A 523-nucleotide genomic window follows, 5' to 3' on the forward strand; every position below is an offset into this window, starting at 1 on the left:
GGGCGCGCGGCGAGACCCTGGGCCCGCTCGATGGCATTCCCTACACGGCCAAGGACAGCTACCTGGTCAAGGGCCTGACCGCCGCCTCCGGCAGCCCCGCCTTCAAGGACCTGGTCGCCCAGCGCGATGCCTTCACCATCGAGCGCCTGCGCGCGGCCGGGGCGATCTGCCTGGGCAAGACCAACATGCCGCCGATGGCCAACGGCGGCATGCAGCGCGGCGTCTACGGCCGGGCGGAAAGCCCGTACAACGCCGATTACCTGACCGCACCGTTTGCCTCGGGCTCGTCGAACGGTGCCGGCACGGCGACCGCCGCGAGCTTTTGCGCCTTCGGCCTGGCCGAGGAAACCTGGTCGAGCGGTCGCGGGCCGGCCTCGAACAATGGCCTGTGCGCCTACACGCCGTCGCGCGGGGTGATTTCGGTGCGCGGCAACTGGCCGTTGACGCCGACCATGGACGTGGTGGTGCCCTATGCGCGGACCATGGCCGACCTGCTGGAAGTGCTCGACGTGGTGGTCGCCGA

1 protein-coding gene is annotated in these 523 nt (G+C 70.6%); it reads left to right on the forward strand.

The genetic code is table 11. The features are described from left to right. A partial coding sequence (locus tag K675_RS31395; RefSeq protein WP_037007203.1) for an amidase family protein occupies nucleotides 1-523 on the forward strand: 523 nt, incomplete at both ends.

Source organism: Pseudomonas fuscovaginae SE-1 (assembly GCF_000364705.1).
Classification (GTDB): Bacteria; Pseudomonadota; Gammaproteobacteria; order Pseudomonadales; family Pseudomonadaceae; genus Aquipseudomonas; species Aquipseudomonas fuscovaginae_A.